13 protein-coding genes are annotated in these 15,219 nt (G+C 44.8%); all 13 read right to left on the reverse strand.

Going from position 1 to position 15,219, the window contains the following annotated elements; all coding sequences use genetic code 11:
- Positions 1 to 16 precede the first annotated feature (16 nt).
- The 13 genes from spoIIGA to H539_RS0102075 all read right to left on the reverse strand — a co-directional run bounded on the left by spoIIGA (position 17) and on the right by H539_RS0102075 (position 14,927).
- Positions 17 to 937 carry a sigma-E processing peptidase SpoIIGA gene (gene spoIIGA / locus H539_RS0102005; protein WP_245602116.1) on the reverse strand — a complete coding sequence of 307 codons (921 nt, stop codon included), beginning with the start codon at positions 935 to 937 and terminating at the stop codon, positions 17 to 19.
- Between the two features lie 688 nt (positions 938 to 1,625).
- Positions 1,626 to 2,804, reverse strand: coding sequence for a cell division protein FtsZ (gene ftsZ, locus H539_RS0102010; protein ID WP_026692114.1), 1,179 nt, complete (start codon positions 2,802 to 2,804; stop codon positions 1,626 to 1,628).
- A 58-nt stretch (positions 2,805 to 2,862) separates the two neighbouring features.
- Entirely contained in the window at positions 2,863 to 4,155 is a 1,293-nt protein-coding gene (gene ftsA / locus H539_RS0102015) for a cell division protein FtsA (protein WP_026692115.1), read from the reverse strand.
- Positions 4,156 to 4,291: 136 nt separating this feature from the next.
- Complete coding sequence (locus H539_RS0102020) at positions 4,292 to 4,648, reverse strand: small basic family protein (RefSeq protein ID WP_026692116.1); 357 nt, start codon at positions 4,646 to 4,648, stop codon at positions 4,292 to 4,294.
- Positions 4,648 to 5,370: a DUF881 domain-containing protein gene (locus H539_RS0102025; protein WP_026692117.1), complete on the reverse strand. Its 723-nt coding sequence runs from the start codon at positions 5,368 to 5,370 to the stop codon at positions 4,648 to 4,650. Before H539_RS0102025 ends, H539_RS0102020 begins: the two co-directional genes overlap by 1 nt.
- A gap of 27 nt (positions 5,371 to 5,397) precedes the next feature.
- Positions 5,398 to 6,093, reverse strand: coding sequence for a DUF881 domain-containing protein (locus H539_RS0102030; protein ID WP_342663990.1), 696 nt, complete (start codon positions 6,091 to 6,093; stop codon positions 5,398 to 5,400).
- A gap of 27 nt (positions 6,094 to 6,120) precedes the next feature.
- Positions 6,121 to 6,894, reverse strand: a complete 774-nt coding sequence (locus tag H539_RS0102035; RefSeq protein ID WP_026692119.1) for a cell division protein FtsQ/DivIB — start codon at positions 6,892 to 6,894, stop codon at positions 6,121 to 6,123.
- A gap of 144 nt (positions 6,895 to 7,038) precedes the next feature.
- Positions 7,039 to 7,947 carry a UDP-N-acetylmuramate dehydrogenase gene (gene murB / locus H539_RS0102040; protein WP_026692120.1) on the reverse strand — a complete coding sequence of 303 codons (909 nt, stop codon included), beginning with the start codon at positions 7,945 to 7,947 and terminating at the stop codon, positions 7,039 to 7,041.
- 202 nt (positions 7,948 to 8,149) lie between these two features.
- Positions 8,150 to 9,244, reverse strand: coding sequence for an undecaprenyldiphospho-muramoylpentapeptide beta-N-acetylglucosaminyltransferase (gene murG / locus H539_RS0102050; protein WP_026692121.1), 1,095 nt, complete (start codon positions 9,242 to 9,244; stop codon positions 8,150 to 8,152).
- A gap of 454 nt (positions 9,245 to 9,698) precedes the next feature.
- A complete protein-coding gene (gene spoVE, locus H539_RS0102055; protein ID WP_026692122.1) occupies positions 9,699 to 10,799 on the reverse strand; it encodes a stage V sporulation protein E in 1,101 nt (366 codons plus the stop codon).
- A gap of 178 nt (positions 10,800 to 10,977) precedes the next feature.
- Complete coding sequence (gene murD, locus H539_RS0102060) at positions 10,978 to 12,330, reverse strand: UDP-N-acetylmuramoyl-L-alanine--D-glutamate ligase (RefSeq protein WP_026692123.1); 1,353 nt, start codon at positions 12,328 to 12,330, stop codon at positions 10,978 to 10,980.
- Entirely contained in the window at positions 12,331 to 13,308 is a 978-nt protein-coding gene (gene mraY, locus H539_RS0102065) for a phospho-N-acetylmuramoyl-pentapeptide-transferase (RefSeq protein ID WP_026692124.1), read from the reverse strand.
- A 158-nt stretch (positions 13,309 to 13,466) separates the two neighbouring features.
- Positions 13,467 to 14,927: a UDP-N-acetylmuramoyl-L-alanyl-D-glutamate--2,6-diaminopimelate ligase gene (locus tag H539_RS0102075; RefSeq protein WP_026692125.1), complete on the reverse strand. Its 1,461-nt coding sequence runs from the start codon at positions 14,925 to 14,927 to the stop codon at positions 13,467 to 13,469.
- Positions 14,928 to 15,219 lie beyond the last annotated feature (292 nt).

Here is a 15,219-nt window from a genome sequence, read left to right on the forward strand (position 1 = left end):
CTCCTTCAATATGGGACTATGAAGCACTTTTTCCAGCAGCGGCAGCGATCATTTTAGGATGCAGGATGGCCTGATATTCAGAATCCGGGGAAAGCTGCTGAAGAGTAAACGAAACCAGGCACTTTGAAATTGGGGCTGGTTTTCCATCCATGAAAATACGGACAGAGTCCGGCTTAAATGCCGGAAGAAGCTGCTGATCCACCCCAATTACTTTGCTTGGTATGAGACGCAGCCTGTCTCTCCATGGAAAATCTGGATCCTCTGCAATTTCCATGATGTCTTCCGGATGCGCCAGCAGTTCAAAGATGATGGGCGGAAGATGCTCCTCCATCCCTTTAATTGATAAGAACATGATAGGTGCACCCGTCAGGGGATCGTACAGCTGATTACCGCTGTCGACCAGTCCCAAAGCTTCTGCTTCAAAGCTGCCCAGCTTTACTTTCAGCTTGACTAATTGATCATATTTAATCTTAGTCATCTCAAGGCTTTCCAGGTTCTTCTTTGAAAACAGCCAGGCAATAGGGAACCCAATGATGACGAACAGCCAGCTTACCGGATCTCCATAGCCCTTCATCAGATAAGCGGCCTTGGTCTCAACAGATGTCCAATTGGATTGAAAGAAAAAGTGAACTCCGATCATCATACCCCCTACTAGAAACGTAATTAGATATAATGCCAGCAGTCCCTTGATAAAGTACTTCCACCTCTTAAAACCAAAAACCGCAAGAATCATAAGCACAGAAAATAAAAGCTTAATCAGTGGATATTCTGCCCATGCATACAATGGGGAGAAGTTCAATACAATTATGATAGAGCCGATGAACCCACCGGCAGCCGCCCTGATCAGGGAATAATTCCTCTTTAACAGGATGGCTGTGCCCGCAAGGAGCATGGTGTCAAATAACCAATTCAACAGCCAGATGACATCCGCATACATAACCAAAAACCTACCACCCCGCTAAACGTAAATCCGGTATGTTTTTAAGAAAGTATATCGTACATCCCTTCTGAAATCTGTCACTTTTTGAGATGGATTTAACAGTTTTTTTTAGACTTTTTTCCGGTTCTTGTCAACTGAAATGCGGAAAGCGGTGCCTTTCAAACTAGAAATAATTAAAGCCCCTATGATTTACAAATCTTATTCAAAAACTTATACCATTTGAAAGGCAGAGACCCGACAAGCATAAGGCGGACAGGCTGTGGGGAGTGCCCTTCTCCCCATAGACTGTCTGACTTATGACTCGAGGGTCTCAGCTTGGAGCTGGACATCAAGAAAAGCGGAAAGCGGTGCCTTTCAAACTAGAAATAATTAAAGCCCCTATGATTTACAAATCTTATTCAAAAACTTATACCATTTGAAAGGCAGAGACCCGACAAGCATAAGGCGGACAGGCTGTGGGGAGTGCCCTTCTCCCCATAGACTGTCTGACTTATGACTCGAGGGTCTCAGCTTGGAGCTGGACATCAAGAAAAGCGGAAAGCGGTGCCTTTCAAACTAGAAATAATTAAAGCCCCTCTGATTTACCACAGAATAAAATAAAGGGATTCAGAATGTAAGAATTCTGAATCCCATTGTCGAAAAAAATAAACCGGCTCCTCGATGGGAGCCGGATTTAGTTTGGTTATTATCTTCTGCGGTTTCTGTTTCGCAGGAATGTTGGGATGTCCAATGCATCTTCACCTTGCTGCCTGTTGTTTTCCATCTGCTCTTCTCTTTTCACTTCGCGCTTTATCGGCTGCTGCTGGCGCTGTGAGCCGAAAGAAGGCTGCTGGCTGTAAGAAGATGAAGGCTGCTGCTGTTGCTGCTGGTTCATTGAAGGTCTTTGCTGCCTGGACTGCTGCTGGATCTCAGCTTCGCTGAATCCGGTCGCGATGACAGTCACGACGATTTCATCTTTAAGATTTTCATTGATTACAGATCCGAAAATCATGTTTACTTCCTGGTCTGAGGCTGAAGCAACGATATCGGCTGCTTCCTGAACTTCAAACAGGCTTAGGTTGGTGCCGCCGGTAATGTTCATCAATACGCCTTGAGCGCCGTCAATGGACGTTTCAAGAAGCGGACTGGAAATGGCTTTTTTGGCTGCCTCAGCGGCGCGGTTTTCACCAGTTGCCACACCGATACCCATGAGCGCTGAACCTTTGTTTGACATTATGGTTTTAACATCTGCAAAGTCGAGGTTGATCAAACCAGGAACGGCGATAAGGTCAGATATACCCTGAACACCTTGTCTAAGTACATTATCTGCTTCACGGAAGGCTTCAAGCATTGGAGTGCTCTTGTCTACGATCTCAAGCAGACGATCGTTCGGTATAACGATCAGCGTATCGACTGCTTCTTTCATGCCTGAGATACCGCCCTGGGCCTGCGTGGCACGCTTTCTGCCTTCGAAGGTAAACGGACGTGTGACAACACCGACCGTTAGGGCACCTAAGTCCCTTGCGATCTGAGCAATAACGGGGGCTGCACCGGTTCCAGTACCGCCGCCCATTCCGGCCGTTACGAATACCATATCCGCGCCGCGGAGAGCCTCTTCAATCTGCTCTTTGCTTTCTTCTGCCGCCTTTTTGCCGACTTCCGGGTTTGCACCTGCACCCAGTCCGCGGGTTAATTTACCGCCTATCTGCATCTTAATCTCTGCTTTTGATAAGTTTAAGGCTTGGGCATCTGTATTAACTGCAATGAACTCCACGCCCTGGACCCCATGCTCTATCATTCGGTTAACGGCATTGTTACCGCCGCCGCCTACGCCAATGACTTTTATCGTTGCTAACGAATCTAAATTACTATCAAACTCTAACATAACAATCCTCCTATTTTAACGATCTACAAAGATGTATCATTACTTATTGGCTATAAGCCTATTCAAAAAAGTAGCCGAGGAACTTTTTAAATTTGGAATCCCCTTTTTCAGCCGGCTGTTTTTCAACGCGCTCTTTCGGCTGGGCAGGCTTTTGGGATCTTCTTTCTGATTTTTCCGCCGGGATTGCTGCTTCCACAGGAGTACCTAATGAGGTTCCCTGCATTCTGCTTTTTCTGCAGGCATGCTTTATAAGGCCGACAGCCGTTGTGTACTGAGGTTCCCGAACACCTATATAGTTAGGCTCTGCCATTCGGACGCGGTTCTGGAACACAAGCTGTGCAAGCTCCAGGACTCCTGGCATTTTAACAGCTCCTCCAGTCAATACAAAACCGCCGGGAAGATCCTGATACCCCATCCTGCGGATTTCATCCGTGATCAGATCAAATATCTCAGAAAGCCTTGCTTCAATGATTTCAGAAATCATCAGCTGATTGCATGGCTGAAGCTGATCGCTGCCGATGATTGGAACATTGAATATATCATCTTCAGAAGCATCATCATAAAATGCATGCCCATGAGTGATTTTAATCTTTTCCGCATCATCTGTTGTTGTCCTTAATACAATAGAAAGATCTTTTGTCAGCGTTTCACCGCCGATAGGGATGGCAAAGGTTGATTTTAAATGCCCCTGCTCAAATAGGGCAAGAGTTGTTGATCCGCCCCCGATATCAACCAATGCAACTCCAAGCTCTTTTTCATCTTTCGATAAAACCAGAGAACCGGCTGCCAGCGGCTGCAGGGCTATATCTGTGATTTCAAGGCCCGCTTTTTCTACACAGCGCAGTGTGTTATGTAGTAATGTTCTTAATCCTGTAATAAGTATGCCTTTCATCTCAAGACGAACACCGATCATGCCGCGCGGGTCGCTGATTTCGTCCAGTTCATCGACCTTATAGTGGATGGGAATCACATCGATGATTTCCCTGTCAGAAGGAATAGTCAGAAGCTCTGCAGCCTCTCTTACCCGTGCCACGTCTTCCTCTGTTATTTCCTTGTTGCTGCTGGAGACAGCTACTACACCGTGACATGGCTGAAGGCCGATGTGATTGCCGCTGATTCCAACGACTACCCGTTTAATTTCAATACCTACCATTCGTTCAGCCTGCTCAACAGCTCTTTGAATAGAATGAACTGTTTCGTCTATATCTACGATGGAACCCTTTTTTATCCCTTCGGATTTAACGTTCCCAACGCCAATTATGTTTAATGTGTCATTGACCATTTCACCAATGATAACTTTTGCACTGGATGTACCGATGTCAAGACTTACGTATATTTCATTGCTGTTCATTCTATGGCACCTCCTTTGATAGAAAAAGTATTTTTTCGAACAACAAACTTGATTTATATAATATATAGAATAGTATATACGCTAATAAATTACTATTAAAAACAATTCGTCAAAAGCAGTATAAACCCTTTTATTTCTATAAACTTTTTTCTGGTGATTTAGACCATTTTGCCAGCAGAATCCTTCTTATGACTGCTATATTTTGAAAGAGTCTGACTCCGAAGGCAAACACGGCAGCTAAGTACAAGTCTACACCAAGATGAACACCTAGAAAAGCTAAACTTGCGGCCAATATAATATTAAAAAAGAAACCGGAGACAAATACCCTTTCATCATACAAGTTTTGGAGATAGGCCCTCATTCCACCAATCAAAGTATCTAACGCTGCCAAAACAGCAATTGAAAGATAATTGGAATACTCAGCTGGAATCCGGATATCTGTCATCAGCCCTAAAAACACTCCTACTATTAATCCAAAAATGGGAAGCCACATCAAGAATCCCCCTTTTCATCCTGTTCTGATGGCTCCATGCCATCAATTTCCAGCTTATTTTTATAGGCAGGGATAACCAGGTTTTTGATTGGAGAGGAAATCTCTACATTTAAGTTATCAACGAAGAACTGTTCAATAATCTCCGATACTTTCATTCGGTCATAAAGCGACTGTGCATCCTCGGCATCTGCCTTGATTTCAATCGGATAATTCTTAAGTGAATAGCCGTCGATTTTTGGCTCGCCGTTTATATCCCTGATCACCGTATTATTAATGACCCGCTGGCCGTTTATGGATATTGAATCAGCACCATACATATTCAGCTCATTGATTAACCGCCTCAAGAGATCAGGAGAGATGGAATGGAAATCTTCACCCAAGAGCTCTGCTTCCTTAAGAGGGCTGATACGGATCAGGATTCCGCCGCCCGCAGTTTCGGTTAAACCAGCCTCTCTTTTCAGTTCTGCCAGCGTCTGTTTTAAAGCCTGTTCTTTGCCTGTATTCTGCTTCACATCATAGTTTTCAAGCTGATGTTCGAGCCTGGTTGTTTCCGCAAGTATTTTTGACTGCTTCTGCTGTTCATCCAGGATACTTGAACGAAGCTCCCACGCATCTCTGTTATCCTTTAATTTCGGTGACCTCATTGTTTGAAACTGAACAGCAAGCATGAATCCAGCAATGACAGAGATGACGGTGACTCCCCATTTTGTTTGTTTATTCATCCTATTCACCAACTTTCCTGCGGCCCGCTAGCTGCCGCCAAGGGCAGGATTCATTTCCAGCTCATCTTCCTTTTCTATGGAAAAGGTAATATTTTCATTGACCAGCTGGTCCTTAACTCCTCCGTTGATGTTCAAGCCTGCCTCCAAGACATCCGGATCACCGATCGCCGTTATCTCAAAGGGAGCCGGATGCTGGCTGCCATCAACTGTGATGACCGGACCGTTACAAACAATATAAGAACGGCGGGTAAACCTCTGTCCATTTATGGCGACAGCCTCTGCACCTGATATGAAGAGTTCATTCACAACCTTAAAAATATGCTGTTCATGGACGATATAACTGTTCACATCACTATCGGACCTATACTCGCCATCTTCCAGGGTAACCCTTACCCCTTCCCCCTTGACCTTCACCTTACCTAAGAACATCCGATATTTTTCGGCTTCTTTTGTAATGGCTGCAAAATTCTGTTCAGAAGAGGAAAATCGGTTCTCCACCCTGGTGATCTCCGCCTGTCTGTAAGACAGCTCCTTTTGCAGCTTCCGGGTCTTTTCTTCCTCTTCCACCAGCTTCTTCCTCAAACTATATTCCCGGTCCCAGCTCTGATCAGAAAGCTTGTGCCTATCCGTGTTTTTTTTTGTCAGGCTGTAAGAAAAAGCAACCATAAAGCCTAATACAAGAGCGACAAGGGAAAGGACAAAGTGCTTGCTCCTAATTTTCAACTTCCGCCGTTCCCCTTTCAATCTTTGCTATTCTTTTTTCCCCGTTCCTGCATTCTTTTCATATGCCTTGAAAAAAGAACCCACTTCAAGGTCGATGACTCCCTTCACTCCAGGGTCCAGCTGGCTGACTATCGAAGGATAATGAACCAGCTTGTCCGCAAGTCCCTTGCTTGTGGCATTTACCTCAAATCCATCATTCATATAGATAATCAAATGATAAGGATCTGTTTTTGTCGGATCATTATGAATCTCGGAGACGGAATTCAATATTTCCTGGGGAAGTTTGGCCAACTCCCCTACAAGCTGGGTCAGTGTGCCCCCTTCCTTAAAATCGATCAGGATCGGGGCATAGCCTGGAAGTTCTCCTTTTTTCAAAGGAGCAAGCTGCTTTCCATTCTGCAGTATAGGAGAGTACCGTGATTCATCTGCCTGATAGCCGATACGTCTATACTCTTTCACCGAAATGGAGATATAGTTTGGGAAGGTCACGGAGACCTTCGCAGATTTAATCTGCGGATTGGCTTTCAGCCGTTTGAGAACTCCGTTTTTATCCACCTTCCAGATATTTTCCCCTTTGGACACTCCGCTCTCCTTAATAAGCCGTTCAGACGCTATGTACTTATTTCCATCGATCCGAATTTCTTTTACATGGCTCAGGGGAGATTGAAGATAAATGACGGTTGCAATCATAAGGAAGAAAAACGAAAGCAGCAAGGTAAGGCGCCTGTTCGCCTTCCTTTTTCGGACTTGCTTGAGCTTGGGAATGCGGTCCTCTATTGACACAATGTTGCCTTTCTCCAATTATTCCACCTCTCCCAAAACGAAGGCTGAATCATAAAATCTATATTTTCGACTAGCACTCATATTCATTTATCAGGTTTATTTTCAGAAAAAAGTGATTCAATGAATTATAGCACAATTCCCTGTTGTTTTGGCCCTTCTCCGCTATTTTCTTCCAATGATTTCAACTTCAGTTTCCATTCGCACACCATATTTTTCAAAGATGGTATCCTTCACATGCTGAATCAGGGCAAGCACATCTTCTGAAGAAGCTCCTCCTGCATTGACAATGAAATTGCCATGCATTTCAGAGATTTTTGCTCCTCCAATAGAATGTCCCTTTAGTCCAGCTTCCTGTATTAATTGACCTGCATACTTGGGAAGGGGATTTCTAAAGATGCTCCCTGCGCAAGGAAGATTATATGGCTGTGTATCTTTGCGGTAATTTTTATTCCCCTTTATTTCCTGGACAATTTTTTCTTTGTCACCTTCTTCAAGGCGGAATACCGCTTCAATCACAATGCCGGGTCTTTTAGTCTGAAGAACCGAGGTTCGATATGAGAACTCCATTTCTTCATTTGTCAGCCATTTGATTTCTCCATCATCAAATAACACCCTGGCTTTCACAAGAATCCTGGAAATGTCAGAGCCGTGAGCCCCTGCATTCATATAGACAGCTCCTCCGACTGAACCAGGAATACCGCCGGCAAACTCCATTCCGGACAGTCCCTTTTTGCTTATTTGTGTCGCCAGGCTCACTAAAGAGAATCCACCTGATACCTTGATTTCACATCCGGATATCTCCAATTCGGAAATCCCGGTTCCAAGCTTGATGACAGCCCCTTCAATTCCTCTATCACTGACAAGAAGATTGGAGCCGCGGCCTATGGCCCTCCAGGGTATATGATGTTTTCTGATGACATGCATGGTTTTTTCAAGGTTTTCTACTGACGATGGTTCAATAAAAAGATCCGCAGGTCCGCCAATTTTCATCGTTGTATGATTTGCAAGAGGTTCGTTTTCGGACACCTTGCCAACATTTAAGTCCGAAAGCTCTTGAATGATTTCATTCATTTTATCTTCGTTCCTTTCTAAAGCTGTTTTCCTTTGCGATGCCATAGGAAAAGCAGAGCTTCTCATTTCCCATGGCTCAGAGAAACATCTGCTTCATCCAAAGTATGGCACTTTCATTTATTTACCAGCTGTCAGCCAGGCAGGGCATGAAGTACTCTAGTTTATGATGGCGGTCAGCCCGGGTGTTCCGGTTATTCTGCCATTATTTTTTTATCAGCTGATTCATCAATGTATAGAGCCTGTCTGCCGAATCAGGCACACCCATCTTTTTGGCTGCCTGCTTCATTTCCATCAGTCTGGAAGGATCCAGGATGATCGAATCAATGGCATTGACCAGGCTGCCGCCAGTCAGGTCTTTTTCCAGGATAAGCTCGGCGGCCCCTTCATTGCTTAGCGCCCTTGCGTTTTTTTCCTGATGATTTTCTGTTACATATGGGCTGGGAATAAGAATGCTCGGAATTCCAAGCGCTGTAAGTTCTGCCAGCGTGGTTGCCCCGGATCTCGTAACAGCAAGGTCAATTCCCGGCAGGAGCTCCGGCATATTGTGTACAAACGGCTTGATCACCACATTTTCGGGATTTGAATGGAGCTCTGTTTCTTTAAGGATGGATTCATAGTGTACATCTCCAGTGATGTATAGGATTTGGTACGGTTTTCCTCTAAGCTCGCCAAGCGTTTTTATGACTGCATTATTGATTGGACGCGCACCCCTGCTTCCCCCAAAGATCAAAACGGTTTTTTTTGCAGGATCGAGTCCCAGAGCGGTAATTCCGCTTTTCCCCTTATAGTTAACAACCTCAGAAGCCCTGGGGTTTCCAGTGAGCTGGGTCTTGCCTTCAGGAAAGAAGGGCCGAGCTTCTTCAAAACAGACAGCGATTTTATCGACATATCTGCTCAGGAATTTATTGGTCAGGCCAGGGATGCTGTTCTGCTCATGGATGATGGTCGGCACTCCCAGTTTGGCTGCAGCATACACGACAGGTCCGCAGACATACCCTCCCGTACCGATTACCACATCAGGCTTGAATTCACGCAGCATTCTTTTTGAGTCCCTTGTTCCTTTTAAAAACCTTAATACTGTTTTGATATTTTCAAAGGATACTTTCCTTTTGAAGCCTGTAATATGAATGGATTTGAAAGGAATGTCCTCTCTCGGGACGATATTGCTTTCAAGTCCATTTTCTGTTCCAATATAAAGAAACGAGGCATTCTTGTCCCTTTTTTTTATTTCCCTGATTAAAGCGAGTGCAGGATAAATATGTCCTCCTGTTCCACCGCCGCTCACAGCTATTTTCATTGATCAATGTCACCTCTAGAGTTTTAAGAAGGCCTGAGTATAGTTTCCTACCCCATGCTGCTTCCAGCAGCGCCAAGTGGCTTGAACCCTCATATAAATTTACACCTTCATTATCATACAATATTACCTATCATTTTTAAAATGTTGTTTGGATAAGGATATGAAATATATGTATTAAGAACCCAATATTTTATGCTTTTTCTTATGCCCGGCAAAATCTGTCCCGCATATTGGGGAGTCTGGCCAATCTTGCAGCTTTGTCGGTTTACCCTATTCTACTATATTCTAAACAGAGCTTCATTTCCAACTCAAATATGACTATTTATCTGTCTAACTTATGGCAGGCTTTCCTTATATTTGCTGACAGGCAATTTTAGTCCTAGTAAAGAAGCCCTGCAGTAAGCTGCAGGGCTCTTTGTTTGAAAAAAAACAGTATGAAAGCCCCTGATAAGGGTCAATATCTCGAATACCGGCTGATATTCAGCAGCACTCCTATGGCCATCAGCATAAGCGTCAGTGAAGAACCTCCATAACTTAAAAACGGAAGGGTAATTCCTGTAACTGGCATGAGACCTGTGACCACCCCGATATTGATCATGACCTGGATGGCCACCATAGCGATAATTCCCACCGCCAAAAAGCTTCCATAGAGATCCGGTGCACCCAAGGCAATCCTGATCCCCCTCCAGAGCAGCAGGGCAAAAAGAAGGATGACGAAAGAACCTCCGATAAAGCCAAGCTCCTCTGAAAGAATAGCAAAAATGAAATCTGTCTGCGGTTCCGGCAAATAAAAGAATTTCTGCCGGCTCTGTCCCAGGCCTAGCCCAAACAAGCCGCCCGGCCCTATAGCATACAGAGACTGGATGATCTGAAAACCGCTTCCAAGAGGATCCTGCCACGGATCTAGGAAGGAGGTGATCCTTTTAATTCTATAGGGTGCTGACGCAATCAGCGCAACAAACCCTCCGGCTCCCAACAAGCCAAGCCAGGCAAAATGCTTCAGCCGGGCTCCTGATACAAAGATCATTACGATACAGGTCCCTGTCATAACCGTGCCTGTCCCCAGATCAGGCTGAAGCATGATGAATCCAAAGGCAGTAAATACAAGAGCCAAAGCTGGCAGCAGTCCCATTTTAAATGAAGTGATGTATTTCTGCCTTTCTGAAAGAAATTTTGCAAGAAAGGCGATCATGGCCAGCTTCATGAATTCTGACGGCTGAATGGAAAAAGCCCCTACGCCGATCCAGCTTCTCGATCCATTGCGGACCATGCCGATTCCCGGGACCAGAACCAGGATCAGAAGGACAAAGCAGATGATCAAAAGAATTTTGGCCCATGAACGCCATGTCCAATAATCAATATTCATGATAAAAAACATGGCCAGAATCCCTACACCTGCAAAGAGAAGCTGTCTCTTTGCGAAAAAAAACGAGTCATTGAATTTGTAGTCTGCCCAAATTGCGCTTGCACTGTATACCATGATCAGGCCGACAGCCAGCAGCCCCAGGGCTGCGATGATTAAAATGAAATCCGGGTTTGACTTTTTATAAGGCATGGAATACACCCTCTGGCTGATAAATTTGAGCCGGCAAGCTGTAAGCATTGACTGGTTTGGACAAAGCAAAAGACGATAAAGCAGAACTCTATCGTCTTAGTTAATCCGATGCTATTCAAAGGAGGAGTAGAAGCAGCTCTAAGGAACCGGAATCTGCTTCTTTTCTGTAACCAAGCTCTTACTTAAGTTTATGCACAGCCTCCATAAACATGTCTCCTCTGACCTCAAAAGTTTTATATTGGTCCCAGCTTGCACAAGCTGGGGAAAGAAGGATTGTATCTCCTTCCTCTGAGAAGGAATATGCTGCAGGAACCGCATCCACTACATTATGGACACGTTTTATGATACTTATTCCTGCTTCTCTTGCTGCGCGCTCGATTTTCGGAGCTGTTTCCCCAAAAGTAACCAAAGCTTTAACATTCTGCAGTGCAGGTATCAATTCATCAAACTCATTCCCTCTGTCAAGCCCCCCTGCAAGAAGGATTGTAGGACCATTGAAAGAACGCAGAGCAGCGGCTGCAGAAAGGATATTGGTAGCCTTCGAATCGTTATAAAATCTTCTTCTGTTGATTTCCTTAACGAACTGCAGGCGGTGCTTCACTCCTGTGAACGCAGTGAGGATGCTTTCAATTGCCTCATTTGATACACCGCTAAGCTTGGAAGCAGCGATGGCGGCAAGAATGTTTTCCTGATTGTGTTTGCCCGGAAGTGCCACCTTAGACAATTCTATTATTTTTTCTCCCCTGAAACACATATATCCATCTTCTATATATGCACCATCGAGCATGACTCTCTGAGTGGAAAATGGAACCTGAATGGCTTTTGACTGACGGGCAAGCCCGATCACTTCTTCCTGATCGGCATTGAAGATAAAATAGTCATCCTCAGTCTGAGCCTTCCCAATAGCTGCCTTTGCCTGCATATATTCCTTTTTGGTACCATGATAATCCAGATGGGCATCATAAATATTTGTCAGGATAGCAATACGCGGCCTGAATTCATTAATCCCCATCAGCTGGAAGGATGACAGCTCGATCACAATGGTATCGTCCTTGGATGCCTTTTCGGCTACGCCGGAGGCAACTGTTCCGATGTTCCCGGCAATCAAAGGATTTTTATTCCCTTCCCTCAGTATTTCATAAATAATCGTGGTCGTAGTCGTTTTCCCGTTTGTCCCAGTTATTCCGATAAACGGTGCTTCGGAAATCTGGTACGCAAGTTCGACCTCCGTGATCACAGGGATTCCTCTCTCCATAGCTCCTTTTACAAGAGGGATGGAATAAGGGATTCCCGGATTTTTAACAATTAATTCAAACCCCTCGTCCAGAAGTTCGATAGGGTGATCGCCGCAGATCACCTTGATTCCCTGTTCAACCAGCTCCTGGGCTTCCGGATTTTCGGAAACGGGCCGCTTATCGTTTACGGTCACAAACGCTCCCAGCTTATGCAGCAGTGAAGCAGCACTGACACCGCTTTTTGCCAGCCCCAGCACTAGGATTTTTTTTCTTAAATATGCCGTTACTTCTTTCACTTATAACCACACCTCTAAATAGATTCCTAAAACTGCAAATAAAAAGCCGACAGACCAAAAGGTAACTACCACTCGCCACTCAGACCATCCAACGAGCTCATAATGGTGATGGAGGGGGCTCATTTTGAAAATTCTCTTCCCTGTCGTTTTAAATGAAATAACCTGAAGTATTACTGAAAGGGTTTCTATTACAAATACCCCTGCGATGATGACTAAAAGCAGTTCCAGCTTTGTCAGCATCGCGACTGTCGCCAAAGCTCCTCCCAGAGCCAGCGAGCCCGTATCCCCCATAAACACTTTTGCGGGATGGGCATTGAATACCAGAAAGCCAAGAACAGCCCCTGCCATGGCAATACTGAAAATGGCGACATCAAATTGGGATTGGTTCCACGCCAGGACCGCGAAAGCACCAAAAGCAATAGCTGCCGTTCCTGACAGAAGGCCGTCAAGGCCATCTGTTAAATTGGTTGCATTGGAGAACCCGACTAGCCAGAAGATGACGACCGCTATGTACAGCCAGCCCAAATTAAAAGAAACCTCTGTACCTGGGATGGAAATTTCGGGCGTAAACCGGTCGGTCCCTTTAAAGATAAGATAAAAAATGATAGCTATAATGATCTGTCCCAGCAATTTCTGTTTGGAAGTAAGACCAAGGTTCCTCTTCATGACCACTTTAATGAAGTCATCCAAAAACCCTAAAAGTCCGAACCCAAGAGTCACAAGCAGGAGCAGATAGATCTCCACTGTAATCTCAGAGAACTTGGATGCCATGATAAGAGCTGCGGCAGATCCGGCAGCCAAAATCATGATCCCGCCCATCGTTGGGGTTCCCGACTTTTTCTGATGGGATTTTGGCCCTTCATCCCTAATGCTCTGTCCGAATTTTAACCTTCTTAAAAAAGGGATAAATACCGGAGAGAGAAGGACCGTTATAATGAATCCCAATAATATTGTAAATAGTAACACTTGCACTAACATGAAATGGTACCCTCTTTCCTTCTCAATAAATCAAAGTTACCAAGAATAAGATATGTTTCGCTCTCTTTGTTCAGAATAATATAAAGAAATTGGATTGTAAATCCATCCTGAATGACCGATCGCAGCTTCTTCTGCTTCATAGTCAAGCTCTTCAAAAGTTACTGACTGTTCAAAAGAAATTCTCTTGCGACAAGGCGGTCATCGAAGTCATAGACCTGACTACCAATGATTTGGTAAGTTTCATGCCCTTTACCCGCAATGATGACTACATCTCCCGCAGCCGCATTAGATATCGCATACCCGATTGCCTCTTTACGGTCAGGGATGACCTTATAATCGTCACCGGCAGCGCCCGCTTCCATATCCTTCAGAATTTCATGCGGATCCTCGCTCCGTGGATTGTCAGAGGTAAAGATAGCGTCTGTGGCCTCGCTGCAAGCAATCCTTGCCATGAGGGGCCTCTTGGTTTTATCACGATCTCCCCCGCAGCCGACAACGACAAAGATTCTCTTTTTGGCAAATTCCTTAACCGTTGAGATGACATTTTCCAGAGAATCCGGGGTATGTGAATAGTCAACAATCACCGCAAATTCCTGTCCTTCATCCACAAGCTCAAAACGCCCTGATACACCTGGAACGGCTTCCAGGGAGGCTTTCATCTCCTCAAGGCCGAGACCCGCACAGAGTCCGGCAGCAAGGGCAGCAAGCGTATTGTATACATTAAATTTACCTGCCAGCTTGATTTTCATCTCCATCTGTCTGCCCCCCGCATGCAGGGTAAATACAGTTCCTGAAGCAGAGATGGCAATATCTGAGGCCCTTACATCCGCTTCCTGATCAATGCCATATGTTATGACATGTGCAGCCGTATACTTCATCATATCCCCGGAAGCAGGGTCATCAGCATTCAGCACCGCAAACTTAGGCTTCTCGTCATAGCTGTTCCCAAGACGGGAAAAAAGCAGGCCCTTGGCAAATTTGTAGTTTTCCATCGTTCCATGAAAGTCCAGGTGGTCCTGAGTCAAATTCGTAAAGACTGCAATATCATAATCGCACCCGTTAACCCTTCCCAGCTCTAATGAGTGAGAAGAAACCTCCATGACCGCATCGGTAACACCGCGGCCGGCCATTTGCCCAAAGATTTTTTGCAGGGTGAGACTATCTGGAGTCGTATTTTTAGTTTCCAGGGTTTCATCTTCAATTCTTGTGTACATGGTTCCAATTAAGCCTGTCTTGCCCCCGGCATCACGAAGGATCTTTTCTATCAAATGGCTGGTGGTTGTCTTTCCGTTAGTTCCTGTTATGCCGACTAAACGCAGCTTTTGGGTTGGATGGCCATAAAAAGCATCACCGATCACAGCCATCGCCTTGGCTGTATCCTTTACAACCACTACGGGTACGGGCAGTTCCAGTTCTTTTTCAGCAATAACAGCTTTTGCCCCTTTACGTACTGCATCGGAAGCGAAATCATGTCCATCCACCGTGTATCCCTTGATACAAATGAACAGGCTTCCCTCTTTGATCTGCCTGTTATCATTTTCTACAGAAGTTATTTCCGGATTTTCTTCTGGAAGGGGAGACAGTAAATGCAGGCAGCTTACCAAACTATGTAACTTCATGACTTTTTCATTCCTCACAATCTTTTTTACACCTGACTTTCCAAAATACAAAGCCGGCTTCAAGGCTCTTTTAGCAGTTCTTCCTTCTGATGAAGAAAGAACAATGGCCGTTTATTTAAAAATACAGCCAAAGAGCCATTTTAACACTAACCTCTATTTTATACGAAAACGAAGGCTTCTGCTAATCAAATAAGCATAAAATTATAGGAAGTTTAGAATTCAGAACACTTGCGCAAAACAGAATTTAAAGCGGCTGGTTTAAACTCAGCCGCTTTTTAAACAGTTATATTTT

This window comes from Peribacillus kribbensis DSM 17871 (assembly GCF_000430765.1).
Classification (GTDB): Bacteria; Bacillota; Bacilli; order Bacillales; family DSM-1321; genus Paraperibacillus; species Paraperibacillus kribbensis.